Below are 23,949 nucleotides of genomic sequence, written 5' to 3' on the forward strand. Positions count from 1 at the left end.
CTCATCTCTCATATACGTATGCCGTTTTTCTGGAACGCGGGGTAGTGTGGCCAATGCTGGGTTTCCTGCAGGGATTTTCCTACGGGCTCTTTCTCACCAGCCTGGTGTGGCTGATGCTGGGGGTGATCCGTCCCGAACTTGGTGATCCCGCCACACCGCCGCGGCGCTGGCCGGTGGTGGTGCGCTATGCTTTTGTAGCGCCGAGCCTTGCGGTGCTGCTGTGGCTGACGTCGCTATGGGGCGGCTTTTCTCCAAGCCTGGGCGGCTGGCTTGCCGGTCTCGTGGCGATTGCCGCCGAGGTGCCCATGGAGCGGCGCTGGCGCGGATGGCTTGCCCGTCGTCGACAGCAGCGCGCGGCGCTACAGCGAAGCGCCGAGACCGCCCGCCGCCAGGCCAGCGAGCGCCAGGAAACCGGCGTTCAGACTCTCGATCCCGAACACCCTCCGGCGGATGCCGACGACCTGGTGCTGTCATTGTGTCGTGCCAAGCAGGCGCTGCTCGAGGTGGATCGCAGCGATCATGCACCCCAGGCCGATCGCCTCTACAGCCGCTATCGCCATGTGCTCGGCGTGCTGGGGAGCCGCTTCGAGGTCGGCGAGCTTGCTTACGAGCGCGCCCGCGGCCTGGTCACGCAGGTCTGCCTGGGCGCCATCGACAACTTGACGGCCATGGCCCACCAGGCCAGCGGCGTCGCCGGGGTGGATGCCGCCTACGTCAAGCGCCGGCTGGCCCGCGACGCCGCCAACCTGACCGTCGAGGAGCGTATCGCTCTCAAGCGTCGCCTGGCGCTGGTCGAAGACACCGAGCGACAGCTGCGCCAGCTGGCGGCGCGCAATGAGGCGGCCCTGACGGCGCTGGATGACGCCGCCGTGGCGGTGGCCCGGCTGCGTACCGACAAGCCTCAGGCGAGCCTGGCCGCCGAGCAGGCGTGCGCCGAGCTCAAGCGCTTCGTCGAGGGCGCCGAGCGCTATGACCGCAGCCGCTGAATAAGATACCTCAGGCTCAGCATGGCCGCGGCTTTCCCAGTGGGCCGCCGTCATGAACTGGGCTAGGGTGAAGAGCATCACAACCCGAGGAGCGCAACGATGAGCGACGAAAACGCGGGCGGCTTCTCGCGTCTGTCCCTGCCGCCGGTCGAGGTGATCGAGGCCGAGCTTCGCCACCCCCGCACCGGCCAGCGCCACGGTGAAACGGATAAAGAGGCTGAGCGGGCATCTGAAAGAATGTCCGTCGACGAATTCAGGGAAGCCGCTGGCGATGAGCCCAGCGATGCGGCCGATGCTGACATCGACTCGGAGCTCGTCTCGCTGGCTGCTGATTTCGTGGAAGAGATTCTCGCCGATGAGGGCGCGGCTAGCCGTCAGCGCCGGGCCGTCGACGAGATGGGCCTTTCGCTGCAGCGTCAGGCCGCCCATTACAGCAGTATGCTCGATGCCCCGCTGCGCCAGCTCGCCGAGCACGGCGAGGACGGCGGCCCGGTGGCGCGGGCGCTGACCGACCTTCGCGATCGCATGGGGCGTCTCGATCCGCACCAGCACCGGCTGAGCCCCGGCCGCTTCGATCGCCTGCTCGGGGCCCTTCCCGGGGTCGGCAATCGCCTGCAGCGCTACTTTCACAAGTTCGAGACCGCCCAGCAGGCTATCGATGCCATCATCGGCGAGCTTGAGGCGGGCCGCGATCGCTTGCAGCGCGACAACCTGACCCTTGGCGATGATCAGGCCAGCCTGCGCCAGATCCATCATCAGCTGGCTCGCCAGGTGACGCTCGGGCGGCTGATTGATCAGCGCCTTCAGGATGCCTTGCCCAATGCCAGCGACGATCAACAGCGCCGCTTTATCGAGGAAGAGCTGCTGTTTCCGCTGCGTCAGCGCATTCTCGACCTGCAGCAGCAGTTGGCGGTCAGCCAGCAGGGCGTGCTGGCTCTCGAGGTGATCATCCGCAACAACCGCGAGCTGATGCGCGGCGTCGACCGGGCCATCAATGTCACCGTCTCGGCGCTCAGCGTGGCTGCCACCGTGGCGCTGGCACTGGCCAATCAGCGGCTGGTGCTGGATCGCATCGAGTCCCTCAATACCACCACCTCCGAGACCATCGCCGGCACCGCTCGGGCACTGCGCCAGCAGGGTGTCGACGTGCAGAAGCGGGCCGCTTCGGCGACGCTGGACATGGGATCTCTCGAGCAGGCCTTCGGCGATGTGATGGCGGCGCTCGACGACCTCTCCCGCTACCGGCAGGAAGCTTTACCCGAACTTTCAGCGCAAATCGAACGTCTGGATGGCCTGGCCCGCGACGGCGAGGCGGCCATCGAGCGCCTGGAGCGCGGCGAACCGGATCTGTTCGCCGCCCATTCAGATGACGACGAGACGAATGACGCGGGCAGCGAAGGGGAGGGCCGCAAGCGGCGATGATGGCTGCGGGCGTCACGCGTGAGTCAGCGTCGGTTCAGGCGCTTGGTGGGGCCGAACCTGAGGTGCTGGGTGAGTCGTTCAGGTGGGCCGTTCAGGTGAGAGCCGTGCAGAATAGGGCTGGGTGAAATAAAGCAGGGTCGTCATGGACAAGCCCACCGCCCGTCGCGGGGTGAGCTATGCTGCACTGTGACGGACAGAATGGGTCATGGTCGGCGCCATTGCGGCGCGGCGCCCAGGTCGTCCCGGGCCTAGTGGCCAAGAGAGGCGCACGCCATGCTCACCCCCAAGCAGATCTTCGTGATAGGCCTCAACGACTTCAATCGTGCCCGGCTCGAGCAGTTGCCGGGAGCCAAGGGCTGCGAATTCCACGGGATCATCCCGCCCACGGATGTTTACGACACCGAAGTCTTTGATATCGCTGGCATGCTGTCGCGGGCCGGCGACGAGCTGGACGCCTTCGATGGGCCTATCGACGCCATCATTGGCTACATGGATTTTCCGGTCTCGACCATGCTGCCGATCCTGTGTCGGCGCTTCGGCACCCGCACCACCAGCCTCGAAAGCCTGCTCAAGTGCGAGCACAAGTTCTGGAGCCGGCTGGTGCAGCGCCAAGTGATTCCCGATGTGATTCCCGCCTTCACCGCCATTGATCCATTCGATGATCAGGCGCTGGATACCATTCGTGCGGCGGGTCTCTACTTTCCCTTTTTCCTCAAGCCCATCAAGTCCTCCGGGTCACGGCTCGGCTTTCGCATCGATAGCCCCGAAGACTTCGCTCACGCCATCGTGCGGCTGCGCGAGGATATCGGCCTGATCGCCACCCCCTTCAATACTGTGCTCGACCACGCCTTGCTGCCCCCGGAGATCGCTGCGGTAGAAGGTCACTTCTGCATGGCCGAGGAGATCATCGGCGGCTGGCAGTGCACCGTAGAGGGTTATGTCTTCGAGGGCGAGGTGGTCAGTTACGGCATCGTCGATTCGCTGCGCTATCCCCAGGTGCTGAGCTTCTTCCATTACCGCTACCCGTCGCAGTTGCCCGCGGATGTGCAGGCGCAGATGAAGGACCTGACCGAGCGGGTGATGACCCATATCGGCTACGACAATGCCGCCTTCAACATCGAGTATTTCTGGGATGAGGTGCAGAACCGGGTGTGGCTCCTGGAGATCAACACGCGTATCTCCCAGTCCCATTGCGATCTGTTCGAGAAGGTCGATGGCATCAGCAACCAGCAGGTGAGCCTGGATCTGGGCCTGGGTCGGCGTCCGGCGATGCCGTATCGTCAGGGTGAATTCCCGATCGCGGCGATGTTCTTCTACCGAGTGTTCTTCGTCGATGCACGGGTGACTCAGGTGCCCAGCGAGGCGGAGCTTGCTGCGCTCAAGGCCGAGTTCCCCGGCACCCAGATTACCCTGCAGGTCGCGCCTGGCCAGCAGCTGTCGAGCATGCCCGAGCAGGACGCCTATAGCTTCGCGCTGGCCTGCATATGGATGGGCGGCCAGGACGCCGAAGAGCTGCTGGCGAACTACGAAAGCCTGTCATCGCGGCTTAACTTCGCGTTCGAGGACATCGTCGGTTGAGCCGTTGCGACCCACCGGGCCTTGGTCAGTATCCATTTCTCGGCGACGCCTCTCGGGAGTCACGCTTGGCCAGAGCGCAGCGCGCGCATCAATAGCGAGAACTTAGATAGCAAAGGCTTAGATAGCAGAGGCTTAGATAGCAGAGACTTAGATAGCAAGAACATAGATGGCAAAAAATAGAGAGGGGCGTTCATGCACATCGTTACCCAGTATCCGCGAGAGGTCTTCGAGGAGGAGACCTGGATTCGTCTCGCCGATGGCACCCGGCTGGCCGCCCGGATCTGGCGGCCGGTGGATGCTGACAGCGACCCGGTGCCGGCGATTCTCGAGTACTTGCCGTACCGCAAGCGCGATCTCACTGCGGCCCGCGATGTTCAGACGCATCCCTACTGGGCGGGGCATGGCTATGCCGGTGTGCGAGTCGACATCCGCGGCAGTGGCGAGTCCGATGGCGTGCTGACAGATGAATATCTCCAGCAGGAACTGGACGACGGCCTCGAGATTCTTGACTGGCTCGAGCGCCAGCCCTGGTGCACGGGAGATGTCGGCATGGTGGGTATCTCCTGGGGGGGGTTCAACGGTCTGCAGATCGCCGCCCTGCGCCCGCCCCAGCTCAAGGCGGTGATTACGCTGTGCTCAACCGATGACCGCTTCGCCGACGACGTTCACCACATGGGTGGCTGTTTGCTCGGTGACAACCTGTCCTGGGCCTCGACCATGTTCGACGGCAATGCCAGCCCGCCGGACCCGGCCCTGGTCGGCGATCGCTGGCGCGAGATGTGGCATCAGCGCCTCGATGGTAGCGGGCTGTGGCTTGCTACCTGGCTCGAGCATCAGCGCCGCGATGACTACTGGCGCCACGGCTCGGTGTGCGAGGACTTCTCCGCCATCCAGTGCCCGGTCTACGCCATCAGCGGCTGGGCCGACGGCTACTGCAATGCGGTGTTTCGTCTCTTGGCCGGGCTTAAGGTGCCGCGCAAGGGGCTGGTCGGTCCCTGGGCGCACAAGTATCCCCATCTGGGCATTCCCGGGCCGGCGATCGGATTTCTGCAGGACGGCCTGCGCTGGTGGGATCACTGGCTCAAGGGCAAGGACACCGGGATCATGGACGAGCCGATGCTGCGGGTCTGGATGCAGGAATCGACGCCGCCCTCGGCCCGCTACCAGCAGCGCCCCGGTCGCTGGATCGCGGAGCCCGTTTGGCCGTCGCCGAATATCGTCGAGACGCCCTTCCGACTAACGTCGGGCCATGATCTCTTGCCCGAAGAGGTGCTGGCCGAACAGGACCCGGTCAAACAAGAGCTTTCCGAACAGGGCCAGGGCGCCGAAGATGCGCCGCTGACGATTCGCTCGCCGCTCTCGGTGGGCCTCTATGCGGGCAAGTGGTGCTCGTATAATGCGCCTCCCGACCTGCCCCATGACCAGCGTGATGAGGACGGCGGGGCCTTGATCTTTCAGACCGCGCGGCTCAAGGCGCCGCTTGAGATCTGTGGCCAACCGGTGGTCGAACTGGATATCTCGGCCGACCAGCCGGTGGCCATGCTGGCGCTGCGCCTGATCGATGTGGCTGACGATGACAAGGCCACGCGGGTCTCCTACGGGCTGCTCAACCTGACCCATCGGGACAGCAACGAGTCTCCCGAGCCGCTTACGCCAGGGCGGCGCTATCGGGTGCGTGTGCTGCTCAAGCACATCGCCCAGCAGTTTCCGGTCGGCCATGCCATCCGCCTGTCACTATCGACCAGCTATTGGCCGCTGGCCTGGCCGTCACCGCGGCCTGTGCGGGTGACCGTCTATCCCTCGGCGAGCCGCCTTCTCCTGCCCATGCGGGTGCCACGCCCTGCCGAAGAAGCTGGTCTGCCGTCGTTTGCCGAACCTGAAGGGGCGCCGCCCATTGCCAAGACGCTTATCCAGCCGACTCAGGAGCACTGGCGGGTGATCCGCGACCTGGCCAATGACACTACGACGCTCGAGGTGATCAACGACGAGGGGACCTATCGTCTCGATGACATCGACATGGAGATTTCGGTGCGGGTCACCGAGCGCTACCGTTACGCCTATGGCAGTTATGACAGCGTCAGCGGCTGGACGGAATGGGAGCGCAGCTTTCGTCGCGGCGATTGGCAGGTGCGCACCCTGACGCGCACCCTGATGACCAGTGATCCCGACAACTTTCGCCTGCGGGCAACCCTCGATGCCTATGAGGGCGATACCCGGGTCTTTGCCAAGAGTTGGGACGAGACGATACCTAGGGATTTGGTCTAGCCTTTGTGTCGGCCTTGCGTCTGACGCCGGCATGGGGAGCCGTCATGGGGCACGTATCGTAAGGTGGTGAAGGCAGTCCCGGGCAGCCGGTCGTTGAGGAGCTCCCCAGCATGGTGGGAGCGACTCAATGGCGTGAGCGTCGTAGTGGCTTGAGGACCTTAGTGGCTTGAGGATCTTAGTGGCTTGAGTATCGCTGTGGTTTGAGCATCGTAGTGGCGTGAACGTCGTAGTGGTGCCATCTTGATCTGACACCCTGCAGGCTAGTGATATAACACGCTGCAACATTCAGGGCTTAGCGCTCAGGGATGAGAAGATAATAATCAAGGCAGGATGGACATGAGCGAGATCGATTACGCCGCACTGCTGGCGCAGTCGACTGACCTGATATGTGCGCTGGGCGCCGAGGGACAAGTGCTAGAGGCGAATCCTGCGTTCATGGCGGCACTCGACAGTGATGATGACACCCTGGTGGGCGCGTCGTTTGTAGGCCAGCTTCACCCAGATGATGCAGTGCAGTGCCGTGAGGCTCTGGCGACCCTTGGGGCTTGCTCGTTTCTGGCCAGGTTGCGGACCGGCGCAACGGTACGCCTGGCTTGGCGCCTCACCCCCTGGGTGGATGGTCGCCGGCTGTGTGTCTCACCGCCGGTGGTCGAGTCGTCACAGGCGTCCAGCATGTTGCTCGCGCAACTGGCGCGCCATGTGCCTGGGGTCATCTATCAATACCGTATCCGTGCTGATGGCAGCTCTCATTTCCCCTATGCCAGCGAGCGTTTCGAGGAACTCTTCGGCTTGCCTTATTCCGTCGTCAAGGATGATGCCTCGCCGGTCTTCGCTCGCGCTCATCCCGATGACCTGCCGCATATTCTGGACAGCATCGAACGGGCCTCTCACGGTCAGCACCCCTGGCACTGCCAGTACCGCTACTACCTTCCTGATGGCCGGCTGCGCTGGCATGAAGGCAACGCCACCCTTAGCCATCAAGTCGATGGCAGTAGGCTGTGTTACGGCTACATTAGTGACATCACAGAACGGCATGTGCTGGAACGGGCCCTCGAAGAAGAACGCCTGCGGCTTTCCAATATTCTTGAGGGCACCCACGCTGGGTCCTGGGAATGGAACGTTCAGACCGGTGAGCTGCTCATTAACGCGCGGTGGGCGGAGATCGTCGGCTATTCGCTTGCCGAACTCGAGCCGATCAGCTCTGCTACCTGGGAACGGCTGGTCCATCCCGATGACCTGGCCAGAGCGTTCGAGCGCTTGAATGCCCATTTTCACGGCAAGCATGAGTTCTATTCTCTTGAGTTCCGCATGCGCCATCGAGACGGACAGTGGGTTTGGGTGCTTGCGCATGGCAAGGTATTCCGCTGGACCCCGGATCATCGACCGCAAATGATGGCCGGCATCCACCAGGAGATCGGTGATCGCAAGGATGCCGAAGCCGCCCTGCGGCGACTGGCGACTACAGATTCCCTGACCGGGCTGTGGAATCGACGCTATTTCATGCAGCAACTGGAGCAGGCCTTCGAACGTTATCAACGCTACGGTCAGTCCGCCGCGGTGATCCTGCTCGATATCGATCACTTCAAAAACGTCAACGATATCCACGGCCATGCGGCCGGCGACTGTGTCATCCAATATACTGCCGAGGTGTTGACCGCCTGGTGTCGCAACCTGGATATTCCGGCACGCATTGGCGGCGAGGAATTTGCCTTGTTGCTCACCGATACCGGCGAAAAAGGTGGGCATTCCCTCGCCGAGCGCATTCGTTACGCCCTGGAGGTGCTTGAGGTGCCCTTTGAAGATATCTCGCTGCGCATGACGGCCAGCTTCGGCATTTCTGCGATGGCCAAGGGAGACCCGTCCCACGAGCAGTGCATGCGCCGCGCCGACCGGGCGCTATATGCGGCCAAGCACGGTGGCCGCAACCGGGTTAAGGTCGCCAAGGAACGGGCGCCTGGCACGGAGGACGCATGACCTTGGCCTCGGTGGCCACGCGCCCGTTGTCGACGACGGCATATGCGTCCCGCAAGGAGATCTTCGGCTGGGCGATGTTCGACTTCGCCAACCAGGCCTATACCCTCTTGATCATCACGGTGGTGTTCGGCGAGCTGTTCACCACCGTTATCGTCGGCGATCGTGGCGATAATTATCGCTTTGCCAATCTGCTGTGGAGCGCTGCTCTGGCGCTGAGTTATCTGATGGTAGTGGCCAGCGGGCCTGTCTGCGGTGCCGCCATGGACGTCTCGGCGGCCAAGAAGCGCTTCCTGTTCGTCAGCTATCTGGCCACCGTTGCCACCACGGCACTGCTTTACTTTGTGGCGCCGGGATTCGTATGGCTCGGGGTCGTGCTGATCGTGCTCTCCAATTACGCCTACTCTATGGGCGAATCCTTTATCGCGGCCTTTCTGCCGGACCTCGGTCCGCCGGAAGCGCTGGGCCGGATTTCCGGCTTTGGCTGGGCGCTGGGGTATGTCGGCGGTCTGTTCGCCGCGGGCTTTACGCTGGTAGTGCTGGGCGAAGCCACTGCCGAGAACTTCGACCGCATCCGCTGGGTTGGGCCCTTCGCTGCTGGCTTCTTCCTGATCACCGCCATTCCGACCTTCCTCTGGCTTAGGGAGCGTGGCACGCCCCAGCGTCTGCCGCCGGGGCGCGGCTATGCCGGCATCGCCTGGGCGAGGGTCGGTACTACGTTTCATGAACTCAGGCGCTTTCGCGACCTGGGTACCTTTCTGGTCTCGCTGGTGTTCTCGATGGCGGGCGTCTACATCATCATTGCCTTCGCCTTCATCTACGGGGCTCAGGTGATCGGTTGGGACACCACCACGCGCAACCTGATGTTCATCATCGTGCAGATCACTGCCGCCGCCGGGGCGCTGGGGTTCGGCGTGATTCAGGACCGGCTCGGCGCCAAGCGCACCTATCTGCTGACGCTTGGCCTCTGGGTGCTGGCGATCCTCGCCATCTGGGCCACGCCGGAGTTGACCGCCTGGCTAAACGCCTATCTGGGCCTTGGCTTGCAGCCTCAACAGCTGTTCCTGGTGGTGGGCTGTCTAGCTGGGCTCAGCTTGGGCTCGAGTCAGTCGGCAAGCCGCGCCCTGGTAGGGCTTTTGTCACCGTCGCACAAGGCCGCCGAGTTCTTCGGGTTCTGGGGCCTGGCCAACAAGCTCGCTGGCGTGATCGGCATCATTGGCCTGGGCCTGCTGCAGTCGGTGGTGGGGCTGAAGGCCTCGATTCTGCTCTGCGCTGCGCTATTCGTGATGGCCATTCTGATCTGTCTGGCCGTCGATCAGGCTCGCGGGTGTCGCGCCGCTCAGCAGTGGGAGGCCTGCGAGCTTGCGGTTCTTGCTCCGATTAAAGAATCCTGACTGGTCGAGCATGAGATCACCATCACCGAACGGCTTCACGGGGCCAGCGACGATCTTCCTGATCAGGCGTTCTACGACCCTGATTCTTCGCTGCCCAATAAACTGCTGGGTCAGGAACAACTCCAGCGACTGGTCGACGCGGCGCAGGCTGAAGGCCGCAAGGGGGCGCTGGCGGCCGTTCATTTCCTGCACTTCAATGAATTTCTCACTACCTACGGCCGCGAGGCCTTGAATGAGGCGATACGGCTCTTCGTTGAGCGCCTGCGCTGCCTGGCGGGGCCGGGTGGCCTAGTGTCTCTGCCAGAGAGGGATCGCATTATGGTGGCTCGCGCCGACTTCCTTACGAAGGAGGAAACCTGGCGGTGGGCGCAACGGGTGCATGAAGACGTCACCGTTCCGTATTCCGTCGGCGAAGGTCAGCGCTCGGCGTTGGTGGCCATCGGCGTCTGTGAGTTCGCAGGCGATGTCGCCAGTGCCCACGAGTTGATACGGCGTGCCAACCTCGCCAAGGAGGGATCACTTGGTCCGGGTCTGCGCCGTTACGATGCGAGCCTGGAGCAGCAGTCGGTGCCGTGTGGTCTTGGCATCGAGCATATGCAGGGTTTCCTTTGGCACCGCCCCATGCCGCTGGACGTCCTGCGAGGTGCCCTAAGCGCCGTCTCCGCCCGGTAACGCATGGCAAGTGAATGACGTCCTGATGGGGCGTGATCGATGAAAGGTACTAAAACTGCCTGGTCGCGGCCAAGCTTCCCTTGCTAGCATGGATGAATGAACAGTGCCCCGCCGGCGGCGCCGGTCACCGCCTCTCTGGATGACCCGCGCTATTACCTGACCAATTTCCGCTTCGTGCTCGACTGGGTCGTCGCGCGCTACGGTGACCTGTTGAGCGGCGAGGAGCACGCGACGCTGACGCGCCTTGGTCGCTTGCCGGCGGCCTCGCTGGCGTTGCTCACGCGCATGGTCATGCGCAAGGGCAGCCGCTTTCGCCTTGATAAGCTGCACTATACCGAGATCGGCGATCCCCGCCTGGCCCTGGAATCCCTGGTCGAGGCGGGGCTCGTCGACGACGCCCCAAGGCTCGATCTTGTCGGGCTGTTCGGTCTGGCAACGCTTGGCGAGCTGCGCCAGTGGCTTTGCGATGACATCCGCGCGGCGGGGCTGCCCGCGGGCGTCAGCAAGGCGCGGCTCCTGAAGGCACTGAGCCCGGGGTTGCCCGCTCCCCGCTCGCTCGACGGCTGGGGAGCACCTGACGAGGTCTCCGTGGTCGAACTCACCTGCATGGCGCTCTGCGAGCGGCTGCGGCTGATGTTCTTTGGCAATCTGCGTCAGGACTTCTCGGAATTCGTGCTTGCCGAGCTTGGCCATCAGCGCTTCGAGCAGGTCTCCTTTAGCGATGACTCCCGTGCCTTTCAGGCGCGCCACGAGGTCGATACCTACCTGGCCTTGGAAGCGTTACGTGAGCGGCTGGACGACGGCGAGCCTCCGGGCGCGCTGTGGCCGCTGTTGCCCGACAGCTCGTCCGTCGTTTCCCCTGACTGTGCGCCCAATGCCTGGCTTGAGACGCGGCGTGGCCGGCTGGTGTTCCGGCTCGCCCGTGAGGCCGAGCGGCAGGGCGATATAACCCTGGCCGCCGAGCTTTACCCCCACTCTAGTCACCCCGAGGCACGCGTGCGGGCGCTGCGCCTGGCCGAACGTCGTGCGGCAAACGACCCCGACAGCGAGGAGACCCACGCCGCCATCCTCGCCAAGGTCAGGCGCGCTCTGGCGGCCCCTCGTGATGCCGCCGAGGCGCAGGCGCTGGTTCGGCTGGAAACCCGGCTGGGTCGCCGCCTGGGACGGCCCGTTGCGCCGGCCCGGGCCCCCGCGCCTAAGCGCTTTACCCTGACGCTGCCTGCCTCAGCTGGCCGGGTGGAGTTCGCCGTGCGTGACCATCTCGCCGAGCCGTCGGCTCCGGTGCATTACGTGGAAAACACCCTGATCACCGGGCTCTTTGGCCTGCTGTGCTGGCCCGCTATTTTCGCACCGCTTCCCGGCGCCTTCTTCCATCCCTTCCACAGTGGGCCCGCCGATCTCTTCCGCGAGGACTTCGTCACCCGACGCCGGGCGCACTTCGATGCCTGCCTCGCCGAGCTCGACGATGGCCGCTATCCCGCCACTCTGCGCGCGCGCCTTCAGGACAAGCAGGGCCTGGCCTCGCCCTTCGTGCACTGGGGGGTACTCGATGCGGCCATGCTCGAGCAGGCCCTGGCCTGCATCCCGGCGATGCATCTGCGCGTGCTGTTCGAGCGCCTGCTTGAGGACCCGCGAGCCAACCGTGCCGGGCTGCCGGATCTGATCCAATTCTCGCCGGAGGCGGAGACGGGGCCGCGCTATCGGCTGATCGAGGTCAAGGGACCGGGCGACCGGCTGCAGGATAACCAGCGCCGCTGGCTCGCCTTCTTCGCCGAGCAGGGCATCCCTGCGGCGGTCTGCGAGGTGCGTTGGGAAGAGGGTATTGAAGAGGGTATTGAAGAGAGTACTGCAGAGAGTACTGCAGAGAGTACTGGAAATAGTACTGAAGAGAGCGGGGGCGAGTTCTTGGATGAGCCCTTGAAAGAGTCTTTGAAAGAGCCCCGGGACGAGCCCCTGGGAGCACGCGCACCGTGAGCCTCAGGGTCGCGGTGCGTGCCCTATGCGACTTCACCGCCCGTCGCGGGGACCTCGATCATCGCTTCACCCCGTCGCCTACCGCCAGCGAGGGCATCGCCGGTCATGAACTGATCGCCGAGCGGCGCCGGGCGGCGGACCCAGCCTTTGAAACCGAGGTGGCCCTCGCAGGCGATTACGTCGACGAGACGGGCCAGGCTCTCGTGGTTAGCGGTCGAGCCGACGGCTTTGACCCGACAAGGAGCTGTCTCGAGGAGGTCAAGACCCATCGTGGCGATCTGGCGCGCATGGCCGACAACCAGCGGGCCCTGCACTGGGCCCAGCTCTACGTCTATGGTGCCCTGCTGTGTCGGACCCGTGGTCTCGAGCGTCTGACCCTGTCGCTTGTTTACCTGGAACTCGGCAGCGGCCGGGAGACCCGGCTCAGCGAGACCTGCACGGCGCCGGCGCTGGAAGCGGTGTTCAGGGATCACTGCGTACGCTACATGGCCTGGGCCAAGCAGGAAGGGGCGCACCGTGAGGGCCGCGACACAGCACTCAGGCAGCTCGGCTTTCCTTTCGCCGCCTTTCGCACCGGCCAGCGGCCGCTGGCCGAGGCGGTCTACAAGGCGGCGAGCACCTCCCGCGCACTGCTACTCCAGGCGCCCACCGGCATCGGCAAGACCCTGGGCACGCTGTTTCCGATGCTCACCGCTATGCCTCGCCAGGGGCTGGATCGACTGTTCTTCCTGACCATGAAGACCCCCGGGCGGCGCCTGGCCCTGGAAGCCCTGGAGCGGCTGGAGGCATCCCTCGAGCCGCAGAAGGCAGCTCCCGCGCTTCGCGTGCTGGAGCTGATCGCCCGCGAGAAAGCCTGTGAGTACCCAGGCACCGCTTGCCACGGTGAGGCCTGCCCGCTGGCCAGGGGTTTCTATGATCGCCTTTCCGCGGCGCGGCAGGCTGCTACCGAACGAGGGTGGCTCGACCGGGCGGCGCTGCGCGAGGTGGCGCTGGAACATCAGGTCTGCCCCTATTATCTGGGGCAGGAGCTGGCTCGCTGGTGCGATGTGGTGGTCGGCGACGTCAATCACTACTTTGACGTACACGCCCTGCTCCATGCGCTGACCCAGGCCCATGACTGGCGGGTCGGGGTGCTGGTCGACGAGGCCCACAACCTGATCGATAGGGCGCGCGGCATGTACAGCGCCGAGCTGGATCAGCGCCGGCTCGCGGGGCTGCGCCGCCAGGCGCCACCGGCGCTGGTGAAGCCTCTGGAGCGACTCGGTCGTCAGTGGGCGGCCCTGGGCGAAGAGAAGGGCGGGGAGAAAGAGACGGGAGGCTATCTGGGGAAAGAGCAGGGAGCCGGCCAGCCCGGCCAGCAGAATGCTCAGGCGTGGCGATCAGGCGATACCCGCGGCGATCGTAAGCGCAAGGGCGGCCAATCAAGCCGAGCGGCGGACTATCAGGTGCTTTCCGCGCCGCCCAGAGGGATGCTCAGGGCCCTTGGCCAGGCGGCGACGTCGATCACCGACTATCTGGCCGAGCACCCCGGCGAGGTCGACCCGGCCCTGCAGGAGTTTCTTTTCGAGGCGCTGGCCTTCACCCGGCTCGCCGAGGTCTTCGATGACCACTCGCTCTTCGAGCTCACCCGAAGCGGCCGCGGGCGGGCCCGACTGGCGCTGCGCAACCTGATCCCGGCGCCCTTTTTGGCACCGCGCTTCGCGGCGAGCCATAGCGCGGTACTGTTCTCGGCCACCCTCTCGCCGGGCGGCTATTTTCGCGATCTGCTGGGCCTGCCGGCGGCAACGCCCTGTCTCGAGGTGGCCTCGCCCTTCGCCTGTGAGCAGCTCGACGTGCATATCCGCCGGGATATCTCGACCCGCTTTGCCCATCGCCAGGCCTCCATCGAGCCGATCGTTGCGACCCTTCACGAGCAGTTCCAGCGTGCGCCGGGCAACTATCTGGCCTTCTTCAGCAGCTTCGCCTATCTGGAAGCGGTCGCCGCACGTTTTGGCGACGCCCACGGCGAGATTCCTATCTGGCGGCAGGCGAGGGGGATGGATGAAGGGGCCCGGGACGCCTTTCTCGCCCGCTTCGTCTCGGGCGGGCAGGGCATCGGCTTCGCGGTACTGGGCGGGGCCTTCGCCGAGGGCATCGACCTGCCCGGCGATCGGCTGATCGGCGCCTTCATTGCCACCCTGGGCCTGCCGCCGGTGGACGCGCGGCAGGAGACCCTGCGCGAACAGCTCGAGGCGCGCTTCGGTCGCGGTTTCGACTACGCCTATCAGTATCCGGGCCTCAACAAGGTGGTGCAGGCCGCCGGCCGGGTGATTCGCACCCCCGAGGATCGCGGCGTGGTGGTGCTGATGGACGACCGCTTTGCCCGTCCCGAAGTCAGGGCCCTGCTGCCGGGCTGGTGGCGTCTGCCTTGATAGTCACGAACGCTGATAGTAACGAACCGCGCAGGGTGCATGGAAAAGAGCATCCTGCGATATGCGTTGGGGAAGGTGCCAGGCGCCGGCGATCAGGCGCGGCGGCCGCGCAGGGCGGCGACCGCCTTGCCGATAGCGACCAGCACGGCGCCAGCGGCCAGGCCGATACCGGCATTGAGAGCGATACTGCTGAGCGGGCCCAGCACCGCGCCGGTGGTGGGCAGTTCGCCAGCGCGCTCTGCCAGCGCCTCGACGCCGTGATGCAGCATCGGCAGGCCGTGAACGAGGATGCCGCCGCCGACGATGAACATGGCGGCGGTGCCGACCACCGACAGCGTCTTCATCAGTATCGGCGCGGCGGCGAGCAGGCCGCGACCGGCGGCCTTTATCAGGCGCCCACCGCGCTGGCTCAGGTAGAGACCCAAGTCGTCGATTTTGACGATGGCGGCCACCAGCCCGTAGACGCCGGCGGTGATGACCACGGCAATGCCGGACACCACGATCACCTGCTGGACGAAGGGGGCGCCGGCCACGCTGCCCAGGGTGATGGCGATGATCTCTGCGGAGAGGATGAAGTCGGTGCGCACGGCGCCCTTGATCTTGTTGCGCTCGAAAGCCACCACGTCGGTCGCGGGATCAGCAAGCGCCTTGACGTGCTCGGCATGGGCCGCCGCGTCTTCGTCCTTATCGTGGCTTAGCACGTGGAGCAGTTTCTCGGCGCCCTCGAAGCACAAGAAGGCACCGCCGAGCATCAGCAGCGGCGTCACCAGCCAGGGGATCACGGCGCTGATCGCCAGTGCCGCCGGCACCAGAATCAGCTTGTTGCGCAGCGAGCCCTTGGCCACCGCCCACACCACCGGCAGCTCCCGGTCGGCTTTGACGCCGGTGACCTGCTGGGCGTTCAGCGCCAGGTCGTCGCCGAGTACGCCGGCGGTCTTCTTGGCCGCCACCTTGGTCATCAGCGACACGTCGTCGAGCAGGGTGGCGATGTCATCGATCAGCGTCAGTAAACTTGCACCAGCCATGGCGTCATCCTTGTGGGGGGCGTGAGAGGGGCGTCAGCGAGGTATCGATCTCCTCGTCGGCCTCGTAGAGTGCCTCGAGCTCGCGGGCGGCTTCCTGCACGGTCTGAATCTGTTTCTTCTCGTTGCCGAAGACCTCGAGCTGGCGGCGCAGCGCCTGCTCATCGTGGGGGCGGAAGGTGTCGATGGTGTGCTGGGCCTGATCGCGGGTGACGCCCAGTTCGATCAGCACCTCGCGGGTCAGCTCCAGGCTTGCCGGCAGCAGTTCGCGCACCAGGTGTTCGACGCCTGCCCGCATCAGCAGATGCGCATGATAGCGGTTGCGGGCCCGAGCATAGAGGCGCAGATGCGGGAACTGGCGCTGCACCTGGGCGACGATGCGCATCGAGGCCTCTGTGTCACCTACCGCCACCACCATCACCCGCGCCTTGTCAGCGCCGGCGGCCTCGAGCAGGTCGATGCGCGAGGCATCGCCATAGTAGACCTTGTTGCCGTAGCGGCGCACGAACTCGACCTGCTCGGCGTTGACGTCGAGTACCGTATAGGGAATCTTCAGGCCCTGTAGAGCGCGGCCCATGATCTGTCCGAAGCGGCCGAAGCCGGCGATGATGATCTGCGGCGAATCGTCCACCGGCTGATCGAAACTGGGCTTCTTGCGCTTGCCCTTGAACAGCGGACGAATGCCGCGCACATGGATCAGATACAGAAGCGGTGTGGTTGCCATCGACAGCGAGACCACCAGCACCAGCAGGTTGACCAGCTCGCGATCCAGCAGCGCGGCGCTGCCGGCCGCCGTGAGCAGCACGAAGCCGAATTCACCGCCCTGTGAGAGCAGCATGGCGAGCGTCGTGGCCTCCTTCCAGCCGGTGCCATAGAGCCTCGAGGCTGCCAGTACGGAGAGCCCTTTGGTCAGCAGCAGAGCCGCGGTCAGGCCAATGATGATCAGCGGCATGTCGGCGAGCAGGCCGATCTGAGCGGTCATGCCCACTGCCATGAAAAATAGCCCCAGCAGCAGGCCGCGGAACGGCTCGATATCGGCCTCGATATTGTGGCGGAATTCCGAGTCGGCCAGCAGCACCCCGGCGATGAAAGCACCCAGCGCCATCGACAGGCCGGCCAGTTCCATCAGCAATGCCGCACCGATCACCACCAGCAGTACGGTCCCCGAGAATACCTCGCGGCTTTCGGTGCCGGCGGCGAAGCGGAATAACGGGCGGAGCAGCAGCCGGCCGCCGATGATCAGCCCGGCGAAGGCGCCGAAGGCGACGGCCACCTCGGCGAGCAGCGGTGTGACGCCTTCGGCCAACAGCGAGCCGGCGCCTAGAATGGGAATCGCCGCCAGCACCGGGATCGCCGCCAGGTCCTGAAACAGCAGCAGCGAGAAGGCATTGCGGCCGTGGCGAGTCTGCAACTCGTGACGTTCTCCCAGCAGCTGCAGCACCAGCGGCGTTGAGCACAGCCCCAGGCTGAAGCCCACCACCAGAGCCGCCACCGGGGATAGGCCCAGCCCCCAGGCCGCCGCCGATAACCCCAGCGTAGTCATGGTCACCTGCAGGCCACCGAAGCGAAAAATCACCCGATGCATCAGCTTGAGTCGGGAGGGCTTGAGTTCCAGCCCGATCACGAACAGCAGGAAAACGATGCCCACCTGAGAAAACTGCAACACTGCGTCGGCGTCGGGCACCAGGGCCAACGCCGAAGGGCCGATCACGACCCCGGCGGCCAGATAGCCGAGCACTTCGCCGAGCCCAAGGCGCTTGAACAGCGGCACGATGAGCACCGCCGCGGCGAGAAAGATCAGCACGTTGATCAATAGCGCAATGGCCACCTTCGTCTCCCTGTTATATGTGTGGAGGCACTTTCTAGACTCCCTTAGAGGATGATTCTACACGACCCGACAACATGGGCCGGGCGCGTCTTGCGCCAGACCGGGCGAAGGCGCACGCTTCATGCCCGCATTCCCCTTGTGGCACATGCTTGTGGCACGTCTCCTTTGCACATTTCGTTTCTTTTGCACGCCTTCGTTGCTTACGTTTCGCCGACCGGATGTCTTGTCATGCAGCTCAACGCCGATTTCTCGAAGAAAGTCGTGATCACCCCCGAGGACTATCGGTGGGTTCCCTCGCCGACCCCAGGCGTCGAGCGGATGATGCTCGATCGCATTGGCGATGAGGTCGCCAGGGCTACCTCGCTAGTGCGCTATGCCCCCAACAGCCACTTTCCGACCCACGAGCATGGCGGCGGCGAAGAAATTTTGGTGCTGGAAGGTGAGTTCGGCGATGAACATGGCCGCTATCCTGCCGGCTATTACCTGCGCAATCCCATCGGTACTCACCATGCGCCGCGAGTGGGGGCTGACGGAGCTACCATCCTGGTCAAGCTGCATCAGTTCGCCGCCGATGACAGGGCCCATTTCGCCTTCGATACCCGGGCGGCCAGCTGGTATCCCGGCCAGGTCGAGGGCCTTGAGGTGCTCCCGCTGCACGACATCGGCGGCGAGCATGTGGCACTGGTGAAGTGGGCACCCCATACCCGTTTTGCCGGCCATTCCCACTGGGGCGGCGAGGAGATTTTCGTGATCGAGGGCTGCTTCCATGACGAACACGGTGCCTATCCGGCAGGCAGCTGGCTGCGAAGTCCTCACCTGAGTCGCCATGCGCCCTTCACCGAGGAAGAGGGGGCGCTGATCTACGTCAAGGTCGGGCATCTGCCGAGCGAGCAGCGCTGAGCCCAGCGATGGGTTTTTACGTCAGGTCTTTTTCGTGTTGCTGATTCGCCGCCCCTTCTTCCTGCGAAACGTCTCGTCGCCGCTAAGGTTGCCTTAAGTCACAGGGAGGAGAGTGGGTGATGCCACCTGAGTGGCACTCATTCTGAGATCGTACGAGGAGGAAAGACGATGACTCACCTCAAACCCGTGACGCTGCTGCTGTCGATGATCGCCATGGCCGGTGCTGCTACCGCCCAGGCCAGCGACCGCTGCGATGTGCCCGAAGATCAGTGGCAGCCCCAGCAGGCGCTCGAGCAGCAACTCACTGACCAGGGCTGGACGATCAAGAACATCAAGGTCGATAGCGGCTGCTACGAGGCCTATGCCATCGACGCAGACGGCAAGCGTCGGGAAGTGTATTTCGATCCCCAGTCTCTCGAGCCCGTCTCCGAGGATGAGGACTGAGTCATGGCCAAGCCGTCATCAGTAAAGGTCTGGGACCTCTGGTTGCGGCTGTTCCACTGGGGGCTGGTGGCTGCCTTTGCCACTGCCTGGTTCAGCGCCGACGAGTGGGGCAGTCTGCACCATTGGGCGGGCTATACCGTGGCGGGCCTGCTGGCCTGGCGCTGCCTGTGGGGTATCGTCGGCCCACAGCGGGCGCGCTTTACCAGTTTCGTACGCTCCCCGTTTGCGGTCTTTGCCCACCTGCGCGAGATGCTGTCGGGCAAGGAAACGCGCTATCTGGGACACAATCCGGCCGGCGCGGCGATGATCATCGCCTTGCTGATAGGGCTCGCGGTGCTGACCTGCTCCGGCTGGCTGTCGACGACCGACCGTTTCTGGGGCGTGGATTGGGTGCAGCAGCTTCACGTGCTGGCAGGCAATCTGGTGCTTACGCTGGTGGGATTGCACCTGCTGGGGGTAATCGCTTCCAGTTGGCTATCGAGGGAAAACCTCATGCGTGCCATGGTCACCGGCAGGAAGCGTCCGCCGACGGGCAACGATCAACTCTGAGGTAGCGAGAGGCGTACTACTCAGAAAGGCAGGCCAACGGCCTGCCTTTTTCATGTCTGTTTTGTCTGCCTGGTGGTCGTGCTTGGCCAAAAACAGCGCCTAGCCTATTAACGGGGCAGTGTCGCTTGGCACTGTTGTATGGAAGCTGACTAATTTTATGGGAAGCGGCTAATATTTCGATACACCGGGAGGTACTATATCATTACGTTCCATTAACAATAATTAACCACCTTCCTCGGCTTTCGGTTATGCCGACACGCCTCTCACTCAAGGTGCGCTCCAGATTCGGTTGCTGGATTCGCTAAGAAAGACTCGACAGCAACAGCAGTCCGCTGGATTACCTAGGTCACATTCAAATGGATTTGAATAATCGAGCGTTGATGCGCCAGGCGGGCCTGTTGGTCCTGCTGATCACCAGTCTTATTCTTGCTCTGATCAACATCCTGGTGGTGCTTCTTCCTCAAACGGCTCTACCTCATACGATCACGATCCTGCCTCATATACCAATGCCGCCTTGGCGGATGGCTTCACCATTAGTCAGCGTCCTGTTGCTATTGCTGACACTTGGCCTGATGGGGATCGTTTATCATCATGGGCGCTGGCGTGCGGCGCTACACTCGCGCCTATCGCGAAGGGGTGGATGGCTTGCGGTCATGTTGGGCGGCCTGTCGTTGACGCTATGGCTGTGGCCCGCCGATAGCGACGCCTCGTCGGTCCTCTTCACGCCCCTTACCCTGGTCTCAAGTCTTGAAGTGATGCTACTGGGGGCGGCGCTGCTGCTGAGTGCTCCGGTTCAAGGAGAGCTGTTGCCTCCGCTTTCGCGCACGATCCTCATCATCGCCGCTCTGGGTATCACTCTGAGCATAATGGTCTGGTGGCTGGTCAGTGGGGTGCTGCCTCGGGAGCTGCCAGAGCGGGCTGAGACGCTGGTCGGCAGCCTGGGGCTGGGCGCCGGGCTGATGGGCATCGGTCTTACGCATCAGCTGATCGTCAGCTTGTCGCTGATGTCCATTCGCTCGTCGCAGACGCGAGAGCTCTATATCAGCGAGCAGCGCTTTCGTTCGCTGTTCACTCAAAACCCCGATGCGGTGATGTCGATAGACCTTGATGGCGTTCATCGCAGCATCAATCCGGCGGCAGAGGCCGTCATTGGCATCGATGCCACGGCGCTTCTGGGGCGTTCTCTCGAGCAGGTGCTGACGCCTGAGGCCGTGGGCCGTCAGGCACTCAAGCGTGTGGTAGCGGCCTTCGAAGCTGTGAAGGGCGGCCAGATTCAGCAGTATGAGCTGCAATTTACGCCGCCGGGCCAGGCGCCCAAGGGTCTCGATGTGAGACTGCTGCCGATCATGGTGGATGATCGGGTTCAGGGCGTGTATGGCATCGTCGAAGACATTACACAGCGCCAGCGTGACATGGAGCGCCTGAATGTGCTCGAGCGCAGTATCGAGGCCAGCAGCAATGCCGTGATCATCACCGATGCTACCCAGCCAGAGCACCCGGTCATCTACGTTAATCCTGCCTTTACTCGCATCACTGGCTATCGCGACGATCAGGTATTAGGGCGTAGCGGCCGCTTCCTCGAGGGCCCGGAGACCGATCCCATGCAGGCTGCACGGATACAGGCCTCTCTCGATCAGGGGCAGGAGTTGGCACTCACCGTGCTGAACTACCGCTCCGATGGCACGCCGTTCTGGAATCAGCTGTTCATTTCTCCGGTACGTGATGCCCAAGGTCGAGCTACGCACTTCGTCGGCATCATGAATGACATCACCGAACGCAAGGATCAGGAAGCGAGGTTGGCCTACCATGCTAGCCACGATGCCCTGACCGGGCTCCCCAATCGAGCATTGCTCAACGACCGGCTTCAACAAGGTCTAGCACTGGCTCGCCGACACGGCTATGTGCTGGCAGTACTGTTCATCGATCTTGATGAGTTCAAGCCGATCAACGATACCCTCGGGCATGAGGTCGGCGATCAGCTCCTGATCAGCGTGACGCGCTGTCTGGGCCGGGGGCTAAGGCCCAGCGACACGCTGGCTCGGTTGGGGGGAGACGAATTCGTGCTGGTGTTGCCGGATCTGCAAGAGAGCCGCGAGGCCAGCGAGGTGGCCAGTCGGTTATTGCATGAGCTCGTGGCCCCACATCGAGTGGGCGGTCACGAGCTGTACCTCTCAGCGAGCATCGGTATCGCCATCAGTCATGCGAACAGTGACGCCACAAGTGATGAACAGGACGGCAAGCTTATTCAGCAGGCCGACATGGCCATGTATGAGGCCAAACAGAAGGGGCGTAATACCTACCATCAGTTCAGTGCCGATCTCGACAGCCGTCTGTCTCAGCGGCTAACTCTGCGCAATGAGCTTCAGGAAGCGATCACTCAGGAGCGTCTGACCCTGCATTATCAGCCGCTGCTGGACGCTGATGGCCGACTGGACGGGCTCGAAGCGCTGGTGCGTTGGCAGCACCCCACCAAGGGGGCCATTCCGCCCTGTGATTTCATCCCCCTTGCCGAAGAGACCGGACAGATCATTGTCCTGAACCAGTGGGTGATGGCACGCGCCTGCCGTGATGTTAAGGAGCTGCTGGCGCGTGGGCTATTCAATGGACGGGTGTCCATCAATCTGTCGCCGCTGGAGTTTCACCGCGCCAATTTTCTGGCTGGCCTCAAGCAGACGCTAGAGGCGGCCGGACTCTCCCCCGAGCATCTGGAGCTTGAACTCACCGAGGGCATCCTTATGCGAAGCACCGACAGTGCCATCGAGCGAATGAATGAGCTGCAAGACCTCGGTGTGACCACCGCCATCGATGACTTCGGAACCGGTTTCTCGAGCCTGAGCTATCTTCGCTACCTGCCCATCAAGAAGATCAAGGTCGATCGAAGCTTCGTCAGTAATGTGAGCCACAACACCAAGGATGCTGCCATCTGCAAAGGGATCATCACTCTGGCCAAGGAGCTGGAACTCAAGGTGGTCGCCGAAGGGGTGGAGACCCAGGCCCAGCTCGATTATCTGAAAGAGCAGCGCTGCGATCTCTACCAGGGCTATCTCCTGGCCAGACCCATGCCGCTTGAGCGCCTGATGCCCTGGCTGAGCGAGCGCACGGGCTCGGCCTGAGTCGCCGCGTGGCATATCACGTCCGCGCAAGAGCCTGGTATCCAGGCAAAAAAACACCCGCCGAGTGGCGGGTGTTTGTGGAAGCAGGCGTTACGCCATCCTTGTGGTGAGCTCAGTCCCAGCTCAGCGCGCCGCCGACCTGATACTCGGTCACGCGGGTCTCGAAGAAGTTCTTCTCCTTGCGCAGATCGATGATCTCACTCATCCACGGGAAGGGGTTCTTGGCGCCCGGGAACTGCTCCTTGAGGCCGATCTGCGCCAGACGACGGTTGCAGATGAAGTGCAGGTATTCCTCCATGATCGCCGCGTTCATGCCCAACACGCCGCGGGGCATGGTGTCACGGGCATAGGCGATCTCGAGCTCGGTGCCCTGCAGGATCATCTGGGTGACCTCGTCCTGGAACTCCGGCGTCCACAGGTGCGGGTTCTCGATCTTGATCTGGTTGATCATGTCGACGCCGAAGTTCAGGTGCATGGACTCGTCGCGCAGGATGTACTGGAACTGCTCGGCGACGCCGGTCATCTTGTTGCGCCGGCCCATGGACAGGATCTGGCTGAAGCCGCAGTAGAAGAAGATGCCTTCGGTCACGCAGTAGAAGGCGATCAGGTTGCGCAGCAGCTCCTGGTCAGTCTCCGGAGTACCGGTCTGGAAGTCTGGACGCGACAGCGACTGGGTGTGCTTGAGGCTCCAGGCTGACTTGGCGGCAACCGAAGGCACCTCGCGGTACATGTTGAAGACTTCGCCTTCGTCCATGCCCAGCGACTCCACGCAATACTGGTAGGCGTGGGTGTGGATCGCTTCTTCGAAGGCCTGGCGCAGCAGGTACTGGCGGCATTCGGGGTTGGTGATCAGGCGATATACGGCCAGCACCAGGTTATTGGCAACCAGGGAATCGGCGGTGGAGAAGTAGCCGAGTGAACGCTCGACGATGCGACGCTCGTCGGCGGTGAGGCCGTCCGCGCTCTTCCACAGCGCGATGTCGGCGTTCATGTTCACTTCCTGGGGCATCCAGTGGTTGGCGCTGCCATCCAGGTACTTCTGCCAGGCCCACTCGTACTTGAAGGGCACCAGCTGGTTGAGGTCGGCGCGGGCGTTGATCATGCGCTTCTGGTCGACCTCGATACGCTTGGCGCCCATCTCGAGTTCCTCGAGGCCGGCGGCCACGTCGAGTTCTTCGAGGGACTGCTTGGCGCGGGCCTGGCGGTCCTGATCGGCGGTCTGGTATTGACCGGCGCTTTCCGCGACTGCCTCAGGAGTGGGCTCGGGCGCTGCGGCCGGGGCGGGTTTGGCCTCGGCAGGCTTGTCGGCGACCGCGGTATCGTCGTCAATCGTGTCTTCGTGAAACTCGTCCCAGTTCAGCATGTCGTCTTCCTCGATGTGTCGTGGGGCCGGAAGGCGCCTTCGGGGCCTTCCGGTCTT

General features: G+C 63.6%; 16 protein-coding genes. 13 read left to right on the plus strand and 3 right to left on the minus strand.

Annotated features, from left to right (window positions below):
* Positions 1-53: 53 nt before the first annotated feature.
* The 9 genes from Q2K57_RS09820 to Q2K57_RS09860 all read left to right on the plus strand — a co-directional run bounded on the left by Q2K57_RS09820 (position 54) and on the right by Q2K57_RS09860 (position 14,673).
* Positions 54-986 carry a cobyrinic acid a,c-diamide synthase gene (locus Q2K57_RS09820; protein ID WP_112055054.1) on the plus strand — a complete coding sequence of 311 codons (933 nt, stop codon included), beginning with the start codon at positions 54-56 and terminating at the stop codon, positions 984-986.
* A gap of 99 nt (positions 987-1,085) precedes the next feature.
* Complete coding sequence (locus Q2K57_RS09825; RefSeq protein WP_369700254.1) at positions 1,086-2,408, plus strand: toxic anion resistance protein; 1,323 nt, start codon at positions 1,086-1,088, stop codon at positions 2,406-2,408.
* 273 nt (positions 2,409-2,681) lie between these two features.
* Positions 2,682-3,986, plus strand: a complete 1,305-nt coding sequence (locus tag Q2K57_RS09830) for an acetyl-CoA carboxylase biotin carboxylase subunit family protein (RefSeq protein ID WP_112055055.1) — start codon at positions 2,682-2,684, stop codon at positions 3,984-3,986.
* Between the two features lie 192 nt (positions 3,987-4,178).
* Complete coding sequence (locus Q2K57_RS09835; protein WP_112055056.1) at positions 4,179-6,251, plus strand: CocE/NonD family hydrolase; 2,073 nt, start codon at positions 4,179-4,181, stop codon at positions 6,249-6,251.
* Positions 6,252-6,587: 336 nt separating this feature from the next.
* Positions 6,588-8,225, plus strand: coding sequence for a GGDEF domain-containing protein (locus Q2K57_RS09840; protein WP_181463073.1), 1,638 nt, complete (start codon positions 6,588-6,590; stop codon positions 8,223-8,225).
* On the plus strand, positions 8,222-9,616 hold the full coding sequence (locus tag Q2K57_RS09845; protein WP_258396287.1) for an MFS transporter: 1,395 nt from the start codon (positions 8,222-8,224) through the stop codon (positions 9,614-9,616). Before Q2K57_RS09840 ends, Q2K57_RS09845 begins: the two co-directional genes overlap by 4 nt.
* Positions 9,617-9,721: 105 nt before the next feature.
* Positions 9,722-10,288, plus strand: coding sequence for a diguanylate cyclase domain-containing protein (locus tag Q2K57_RS09850; protein WP_304526680.1), 567 nt, complete (start codon positions 9,722-9,724; stop codon positions 10,286-10,288).
* Positions 10,289-10,384: 96 nt separating this feature from the next.
* Positions 10,385-12,262: a VRR-NUC domain-containing protein gene (locus tag Q2K57_RS09855; RefSeq protein ID WP_304524954.1), complete on the plus strand. Its 1,878-nt coding sequence runs from the start codon at positions 10,385-10,387 to the stop codon at positions 12,260-12,262.
* Positions 12,259-14,673, plus strand: a complete 2,415-nt coding sequence (locus Q2K57_RS09860) for an ATP-dependent DNA helicase (protein WP_112055060.1) — start codon at positions 12,259-12,261, stop codon at positions 14,671-14,673. Before Q2K57_RS09855 ends, Q2K57_RS09860 begins: the two co-directional genes overlap by 4 nt.
* A gap of 92 nt (positions 14,674-14,765) precedes the next feature.
* Here the strand turns inward: Q2K57_RS09860 and Q2K57_RS09865 are convergent, their stop codons facing one another.
* Positions 14,766-15,698, minus strand: a complete 933-nt coding sequence (locus tag Q2K57_RS09865; RefSeq protein ID WP_112055061.1) for a DUF808 domain-containing protein — start codon at positions 15,696-15,698, stop codon at positions 14,766-14,768.
* A 4-nt stretch (positions 15,699-15,702) separates the two neighbouring features.
* Positions 15,703-17,523: a monovalent cation:proton antiporter-2 (CPA2) family protein gene (locus tag Q2K57_RS09870; RefSeq protein WP_112055062.1), complete on the minus strand. Its 1,821-nt coding sequence runs from the start codon at positions 17,521-17,523 to the stop codon at positions 15,703-15,705.
* Positions 17,524-17,751: 228 nt separating this feature from the next.
* On the opposite strand from Q2K57_RS09870, the gene Q2K57_RS09875 reads away from it, so the two are divergent.
* From Q2K57_RS09875 to Q2K57_RS09890, 4 genes are all read left to right on the plus strand, one after another.
* On the plus strand, positions 17,752-18,423 hold the full coding sequence (locus Q2K57_RS09875) for a cupin domain-containing protein (protein ID WP_112055063.1): 672 nt from the start codon (positions 17,752-17,754) through the stop codon (positions 18,421-18,423).
* Between the two features lie 168 nt (positions 18,424-18,591).
* Positions 18,592-18,867 (plus strand): PepSY domain-containing protein, encoded by a 276-nt coding sequence (locus tag Q2K57_RS09880; RefSeq protein WP_112055064.1) that lies wholly within the window; start codon positions 18,592-18,594, stop codon positions 18,865-18,867.
* A gap of 3 nt (positions 18,868-18,870) precedes the next feature.
* Entirely contained in the window at positions 18,871-19,416 is a 546-nt protein-coding gene (locus Q2K57_RS09885) for a cytochrome b/b6 domain-containing protein (RefSeq protein WP_112055065.1), read from the plus strand.
* A 653-nt stretch (positions 19,417-20,069) separates the two neighbouring features.
* Positions 20,070-22,529 (plus strand): bifunctional diguanylate cyclase/phosphodiesterase, encoded by a 2,460-nt coding sequence (locus Q2K57_RS09890; RefSeq protein WP_181463074.1) that lies wholly within the window; start codon positions 20,070-20,072, stop codon positions 22,527-22,529.
* Between the two features lie 112 nt (positions 22,530-22,641).
* Here the strand turns inward: Q2K57_RS09890 and Q2K57_RS09895 are convergent, their stop codons facing one another.
* Complete coding sequence (locus tag Q2K57_RS09895; protein ID WP_112055067.1) at positions 22,642-23,892, minus strand: ribonucleotide-diphosphate reductase subunit beta; 1,251 nt, start codon at positions 23,890-23,892, stop codon at positions 22,642-22,644.
* Positions 23,893-23,949 lie beyond the last annotated feature (57 nt).

The sequence above is a fragment of the Halomonas sp. I5-271120 genome (genome assembly GCF_030553075.1).
Classification (GTDB): domain Bacteria; phylum Pseudomonadota; class Gammaproteobacteria; order Pseudomonadales; family Halomonadaceae; genus Onishia; species Onishia taeanensis_A.

What these genes read in the sequence shown, in the direction of transcription:
- Q2K57_RS09855 (WP_304524954.1), top strand. Translation starts at nt 10,385, where the DNA reads ATGAACAGTGCCCCGCCGGCGGCGCCGGTCACCGCCTCTCTGGATGAC.
- Q2K57_RS09820 (WP_112055054.1), top strand. Translation starts at nt 54, where the DNA reads ATGCTGGGTTTCCTGCAGGGATTTTCCTACGGGCTCTTTCTCACCAGC.
- Q2K57_RS09835 (WP_112055056.1), top strand. Translation starts at nt 4,179, where the DNA reads ATGCACATCGTTACCCAGTATCCGCGAGAGGTCTTCGAGGAGGAGACC.
- Q2K57_RS09890 (WP_181463074.1), top strand. Translation starts at nt 20,070, where the DNA reads ATGTTGGGCGGCCTGTCGTTGACGCTATGGCTGTGGCCCGCCGATAGC.
- Q2K57_RS09845 (WP_258396287.1), top strand. Translation starts at nt 8,222, where the DNA reads ATGACCTTGGCCTCGGTGGCCACGCGCCCGTTGTCGACGACGGCATAT.
- Q2K57_RS09830 (WP_112055055.1), top strand. Translation starts at nt 2,682, where the DNA reads ATGCTCACCCCCAAGCAGATCTTCGTGATAGGCCTCAACGACTTCAAT.
- Q2K57_RS09865 (WP_112055061.1), bottom strand. Translation starts at nt 15,698, where the DNA reads ATGGCTGGTGCAAGTTTACTGACGCTGATCGATGACATCGCCACCCTG.
- Q2K57_RS09880 (WP_112055064.1), top strand. Translation starts at nt 18,592, where the DNA reads ATGACTCACCTCAAACCCGTGACGCTGCTGCTGTCGATGATCGCCATG.
- Q2K57_RS09840 (WP_181463073.1), top strand. Translation starts at nt 6,588, where the DNA reads ATGAGCGAGATCGATTACGCCGCACTGCTGGCGCAGTCGACTGACCTG.
- Q2K57_RS09895 (WP_112055067.1), bottom strand. Translation starts at nt 23,892, where the DNA reads ATGCTGAACTGGGACGAGTTTCACGAAGACACGATTGACGACGATACC.
- Q2K57_RS09885 (WP_112055065.1), top strand. Translation starts at nt 18,871, where the DNA reads ATGGCCAAGCCGTCATCAGTAAAGGTCTGGGACCTCTGGTTGCGGCTG.
- Q2K57_RS09825 (WP_369700254.1), top strand. Translation starts at nt 1,086, where the DNA reads ATGAGCGACGAAAACGCGGGCGGCTTCTCGCGTCTGTCCCTGCCGCCG.
- Q2K57_RS09875 (WP_112055063.1), top strand. Translation starts at nt 17,752, where the DNA reads ATGCAGCTCAACGCCGATTTCTCGAAGAAAGTCGTGATCACCCCCGAG.